This window comes from Cryomorphaceae bacterium 1068 (assembly GCA_027214385.1).
GTDB lineage: Bacteria > Bacteroidota > Bacteroidia > Flavobacteriales_D > Cryomorphaceae > JAKVAV01.
In genome coordinates this window covers 98,978-105,910 of sequence record JAPVXR010000015.1, presented here as the reverse complement: position 1 = coordinate 105,910, position 6,933 = coordinate 98,978, and the positions used below count along the sequence as shown (strand labels likewise).

Below are 6,933 nucleotides of genomic sequence, written 5' to 3'. Positions count from 1 at the left end.
AATGGGAACAACCACTTCCTGCAAATCAGGTATGGCACCGAAAACGCCTTGGCGGTCAATTTTCAATTTCAAGGCTACGAAGTGAATCGCTTTGATTTTGAGATTCCAAATGGTTCGCTTGGCGGTCAGTCGACTTCAGTTCGGCATGAAGTTTCTAATTCGCTGGGAGTAGCCAGTGATTATCAGGCTCTGGCTTCTGTAGAGTTGAATTTCCCCCATGTCACAGACTTGTCTGGTGCAAACTCTTTTGAATTTGTCTACAGACTCAATACTGCTCAGAGCAAAACCCGCTATGATTTGCAAAATGTGAGCGGAACTGCTCCCAGAGTTTACGCAGAAGGAGAAGAGGCACAAAGATCAGGGTTCATTCAAGAAGGAAATCTAGTTCGAACCCTCCTCGAAAACAGCTTTGGAGATGATACTTATGATTGTTTTTTGGTAACGGATGAGTCAGTGAAATCAATTGGCCCGCTTACCGCTGTGGCTAACAATGGCTTTTTTACCAATTACGGTTTAGCCGAAGTCGACTCGGCCTTTCTGATTGTGACGCATCGGTCTCTTTTAGAAACAGCTCAGAGCTACGCCAATTACCGCCAACAAAGATTCAACACGGTTTTGGCAGAAGTAGATGAGCTCTACGACCAATTTGGCGGAGGAGTTGAGAAAAGCGGTATGGCCCTGAGAAATTTCTCCAATTTCTTACTAAGCAGTTGGCCCACACCTCCGCAGTATTTACTGCTTTTGGGAAAAAGCGTTCGGGGTGTGCCGGAAGCTTTTTCAGCAGGTTCTCGAAAAGATTCAGCGCATTATGCTAGAAACTTGGTTCCAACGTTAGGGTATCCCTCATCTGACAATTTGATTACCGCAGGTTTGGGTTCGACTATTCTTGAGCCTGCCATCAGAACGGGAAGGGTAAGCGCTACGAATCAAGAAGAATTGCAGTGGTATTTAAACAAGCTTCAAACTTTCGAATTTCAGCCTCAAGCTGCTTGGATGAAAAATGTGCTTCACTTCGGCGGTGGTCGCGACAGTCAGGAGCAGAATAGGTTCGCTTCTTATCTCTTTGATTACGAGGAAACCATAGAGGACTCGGCTTTTGGAGCCGATGTGCACACTTTTTTAAAGACATCGTCGATTCCCATTGAAATCAACCTCTCCGAAGAAGTAGAAAGCCTAATCAACGGTGGTTGCTCAATGATGACTTTTTTCGGGCACGCTAGCTCCGATGGATTTGATCAAACCATCGACAATCCCAATAATTACGAATGGAACGGGAAGTACCCGTTCCTACTTGGAAATGGATGCTATACGGGAGATTATCACGGCTTCAACTCGGGAAGCACGGCCGAGGAGTATACTATTCTTCAAGAGAAAGGAGTAATCGGCTTTCTGGCATCAACTGAGTTGGGTTTTGAGGCTTCGTTGAACGATTACAGCCGTAGGTTCTATCGCTATCTCTCCGTCGAAAATTATGGAGGATCGGTGGGTGATCATATCCGCAAAACGGTTCAAGAAATCCAAAGCCAAAACGATCCCAATAACCTCTTTGTGATCAATACCACTTTGGGAATGTCCCTTCAGGGAGATCCTGCTGTGGTGGTCAATTCCTGGCCTAAGCCCGATTTGAGCATCAGTGCACAAGATGTCTTTTTTACGCCTTCTGAGATTACCGCCGAGACGGACAGCTTTACTGTAAATATGGTTGTAACCAATATTGGTCGAGGAACTTACCAGCCTTTTTCCGTCACCTTGGAACATGAAACACCCGAAGGAGTTGGCGATTCAGTTTATGTGAGAACCGTGGAAGGACTTCTTTTCAAAGACACGGTGAAAATCAATTTACCGGTCGATGTGCAATCAGGCCTTGGCTTGCACCGATTCAATGTATTGGTGGACTTGCCCAATAACGAGGTAGAAGAGCTCGAAGGTTTCGAATCAGTCAACAATCAAGTTTTTGATCGCCAGCTCTTCATTTCAAATGGCGGGGTGGTGCCTGTTTATCCTTATCGTTTTGCAGTAGTTGATGAAAATCCGGTTGAGCTTCGCGCCTCAACCGGTGACCCTTTGGCGGAAGCCACAACATACCGAATCGAAGTAGATACTACGGATACTTTTGATAGTCCCGGATTACTGTTTACTGAAATCACACAAGCGGGTGGTGTTTTGGAATGGGAGCCTTCGCTCAATTACTCTGATAGTCTGGTAGTCTACTGGCGCTGTGCTAAACTGGATGAGGATGAAATAGTTTGGAGAGAAAGCACTTTTCAGTATATCCCTGACAGACGTGGTTGGGGGCAGGCACATATTTTCCAATTTGAAAACAATAGCCTTTCCCAAAAAGAATTTAATAGGGCTGAACGCCAAATTGATTACTCCTCAGGTTCGGCACGAATAACAAACAACGTCTTTGGAAACTCTACCTCTTTCGAGAATGAAGTGTTGTTGAATACCAGCGTGGTGGAGTACGGGCTTTGCCTTGGGACTCCTTCGGTGCATTTGGTTGTATTTGATCCATTAACCTTTGATGCATGGGGAACGGATTTCGGTGGAGCCAATCCAGACAATTTTTTTGGAAATGACAACAATGGTGCGAGAAATCCTCCTTGCAGATCGCGCATAGAATACTATTTCATCTTCAGGCAAAATAACCCGACACAGATGCAATCTCTGGCCGATCTGCTGCTTTCTGATGTGATTCCAGATGGACACATAGTAGTGCTGTATTCGGCCCGATACGTCAGTTACGATGATTGGGATCAAACTCCTGATATCTACGATGCCTTTTCTTCTTTAGGAGCCGGTATAATCGGTTCAGAAATGGCTCAAGATAGTGTACCGTATTCCCTCATTGCCAGAAAGGGAGATCCCGATTTTTCCTTTGAGCTATATGGTGATAGCATCAACGATGTGCTCAATAATATGGTGGATGTTCCCGCTTCGGGAAATTCAGGTTTGATGGCGTCACCACGCATTGGGCCTGCAGGTAGCTGGGGTACTTTAAGTTGGCAAACATCTAGTTTGGAATCCGCTCTCGGAGATACTTCGAGGATATCAATCATTGGCGTAAAGCCAAACGGCGTGAAGGAGGAAATTCTAGATACGCCCTACGACGAAATCTCAAACTCCATCAGTAATATCGGAGCTTTGATTTCGCCTCAAGAATATCCTTATCTCGAATTTCAAATCTTCTCAGAAGATGAAGAAAATCAAACACCTCGCCAGGTAGATCGATGGCACGTCCTCTACGATGAGGTGACTGAATTGGCGGTAAACCCCAATCGGTTTTTTGCCTTTTCAGGCAATGAGGTGGCTCAGGGTGCAGATGGATTTTTGACCGTAGCCATCGAGAATATTTCCATGATCGACTCGGACAGTCTTTTGGTAAGGTATTGGATCGAAGATTCGGAGCGCAACGAAATCGAGATTCCTTATTCCATTCAAGATTCACTTTTGGTCGGCGAAGTTTTGATCGACACTGTATTTTTTGATACTCGTTTTCTGAGAGGAGAAAATACCCTTTGGGTAGAGGTCAATCCACTGAATCCTCAGACAGGTTTGACCCATCAGCCCGAGCAGACCCGTTTCAACAATATTCTCCGAATACCTTTCGTGGTAACAGGCGATGAGGAAAACCCTATTCTCGATGTCACCTTTGACGGGATTCATATCATCAACGGAGAAGTAGTGTCTCCCAATCCTGAGGTGCTGATTGCGCTCAAGGATGAGAACCCTTTCCTCATAATGGATGAGCCTGCAGATACTTCTTTGTTCAAGGTTTTTATTGCTGAGCCAGACGGAAATTTGGAGAGGGTGTTTTTTACCAATAGCATTGGCGAGGAGGTGATGCAATTCATTCCCGCTGAAAACGAGCAAAATAGAGCGAAGATTTTTTACCGACCTAATCTGACCAAGAACGGTGAGCACAAACTGCTTGTTCAAGCAAGTGATAAGTCAGGAAATTCGTCAGGAAACACCGATTTCGAAATCCAGTTTGAAGTAGTCAAAGAGTCGACGATTACCGAAGTGCTCAACTATCCTAACCCGTTTTCTACCAGTACTCAGTTCATCTTTACCCTTACCGGAGATCAAATCCCCGACGAGTTCAAGATTCAGATTATGACCATTTCCGGAAGGGTAGTGAGAGAGATTATGCAAGACGAGTTTGGTCCAATTCGCGTAGGACGAAACCGATCGATTTATCGCTGGGATGCCCGGGATGAATATGGAGATCGCTTGGCTAATGGTGTTTATCTCTACCGCGTCATTGCCAAAATAAACGGCGAAGACATTATGCTTCGAGACGGTGGCGCATCGCAGTATTTCGAGCAGGGATTCGGGAAGATGGTTCTTTTCAGATAGACTTATAATTCTTGTCGATGAGCTATTCGCTCGAAACCATCCGAATTGGCCTGTCACCACGCCAAACTTTCCTACTTTTGCCAAACGAAAAAAACACCATCCATGGATCAATACGATGTGGTAATAATTGGCTCCGGCCCCGGAGGTTACGTTTGTGCCATTCGATGTGCTCAATTGGGCATGAAGACAGCAATAATTGAAAAATATTCTACCCTTGGCGGGACGTGCCTCAATGTAGGCTGTATTCCTTCCAAGGCTCTCTTGGACTCATCAGAGCACTACTTTAAAGCAGCCCATGAATTTACTGAGCACGGTATCGACTTGAAAGACTTGAAAGTCAACCTGCCCCAAATGATTAAGCGTAAGGCTGAGGTGGTAGATCAAACCACAAAAGGTATAGACTTCTTGATGAAGAAGAACGACATCACCGTTTTGCACGGGATGGGTTCTTTTGTCGATAAAGAGACGGTAAAGATTTCTTCGGAAGAGGGTGATAAAGAAATAAAAGCGAAGCGAATCGTTATCGCTACTGGCTCGAAGCCCAACTTCTTTCCCGGAATGGAGCCGGATAAAGATCGAATTATCACCAGCACTGAGGCCTTGGAGCTCCAGGAAGTACCTAAGAAAATGGTTGTTGTTGGCGGTGGTGTAATTGGCCTCGAATTGGGATCAGTCTATGCGAGGTTAGGTTCGGAAGTGACCGTGGTGGAATTTACGGATAGTATCATTCCTACGATGGATCGAACCCTGGGAAAAGAATTGATGAAAGTCCTGAAAAAAGAGGGCGTGAAATTTAACTTCAACCATAAGGTACAGAAAGTTGAAAACACAGGTAAAGGAGTGAAAATTACCGCACTCGATAAGAAAGACGAGGAAGTGACCTTCGAAGCAGATTACTGTTTGGTCTCCGTTGGCCGAAAGGCTTATACAGATGGTCTCGGACTGGAGAATGTAGGCTTAAGCACAGACGATCGAGGAAGAGTCGAAATAGATGAACACCTCAAAACCAAAGCGGATAATATCTATGCCATCGGAGATGTGGTACGCGGTGCGATGCTTGCCCATAAAGCTGAAGAAGAAGGCGTTATGGTGGCAGAGATAATGGCAGGACAAAAGCCTCATATCAATTACAAGCTTATTCCAAATGTGGTATACACTTGGCCCGAAGTCGCTGGAGTGGGCCACACTGAAGAAGAGCTCAAAGCCAAAGGAAAAGAGTATAAAACAGGCTCCTTTCCTATGCGTGCATTGGGAAGAGCCAGAGCCAGTGGAGACACTTACGGTTTGGTAAAAATCCTCGCCGATAAAGAAACTGACGAGGTATTGGGTGTTCACATGATCGGTCCACGTGTGGCTGATTTGATATCAGAAGGAGTAGTAGCTATGGAATTCCGAGCTAGTGCCGAGGATATCGCTCGAATGAGCCACGCTCACCCGACTTATTCTGAAGCTGTGAAGGAAGCGGCCCTTGCTGCTACCGAAGATCGTGCGATGCACATTTAACGGAAACATGTATTTCCGATTCTTGTTAGATTTCATATGAAAAAGAAAGTAGGCGTTTTGTTGATTAACCTTGGGACTCCTGATAGCCCGAAGGTAGGTGATGTAAGAAGGTACCTCACTGAATTTCTCAATGACCCTCGGGTAATTGATATTCCTTCGGTGCTGAGAGCCATCTTGGTGAATGGCATTATTGTTCCGTTTCGGGCGCCAAAGTCGGCGAAGATTTACAAAGAACTTTTCGATTCGAACAATGGCGTTTCTCCACTTTTGGAATACGGCTACAAAGTGCGCGACGTATTGCGCGAGCGATTCGAAGGTCATGCAGATATTGAGTTGGCCATGCGCTACGGCAAGCCGAGCCTGGAAGAAGTGACCGCGAAGATGAACAAGGCTGGTTACGATCGGATTATCGTTTTTCCCATGTTTCCTCAATATGCCTCGGCATCTACGGGATCGGCCCTCGAAAAGGCCATGAAGCTGATCCGGAAATGGTATGTGATTCCTGAGATTGAAATTATCTCTCAGTTTTACGACCATCCGGGATACATCAACACAGTAGTCGAACAAGCGAAAAAGTACGATGTCAAAGAGTACGATCATATTCTCTTCTCATACCACGGATTGCCGGTAAGGCAAGTAGACAAGGTATACGAGGACAGAAAGTGTTCCAACCACAGCTGCGAAAGTGAAATCAACGACGAGAATCGTTTTTGCTACAAGGCGACCTGTTATGCTACTACTCGGCTTATCGCCGAAAAAATGGGCATTACCGAAAAGGATTACACAGTGTGTTTCCAATCGCGCCTTGACAAGAAGTGGCTTGAGCCATTTTCCGACAAAGTGGTAGAAGAATGGGGAAAGAAAGGTGCCAAGAAACTATTGGCATTCTCTCCGGCATTTGTGGCTGATTGCTTAGAAACGACTATCGAAATTGGAGACGAATACCAAGAGATTTTCGAAGAGTTCGGCGGAGAGAAAGTCCAATTGGTGGAAAGTCTCAATGACCACCCCATGTGGATTGATACAATGGAATCGATGATTAAAGAACGACTCTGATTGGCATATAGCTGG

The 6,933-nt window shown here is 45.5% G+C and carries 3 protein-coding genes; all 3 read left to right on the top strand.

The annotated features are described in order from the left end of the window. The coding region (locus O3Q51_15810; protein MCZ4410281.1) for a C25 family cysteine peptidase at window positions 1-4,359 on the top strand (4,359 nt) is incomplete at its 5' end. 102 nt (window positions 4,360-4,461) lie between these two features. Further along, a complete protein-coding gene (gene lpdA, locus O3Q51_15805; protein ID MCZ4410280.1) occupies window positions 4,462-5,862 on the top strand; it encodes a dihydrolipoyl dehydrogenase in 1,401 nt (466 codons plus the stop codon). Window positions 5,863-5,898: 36 nt separating this feature from the next. Further along, window positions 5,899-6,918 carry a ferrochelatase gene (hemH, locus tag O3Q51_15800; GenBank protein MCZ4410279.1) on the top strand — a complete coding sequence of 340 codons (1,020 nt, stop codon included), beginning with the start codon at window positions 5,899-5,901 and terminating at the stop codon, window positions 6,916-6,918. The last annotated feature ends 15 nt before the right edge of the window (window positions 6,919-6,933 follow it).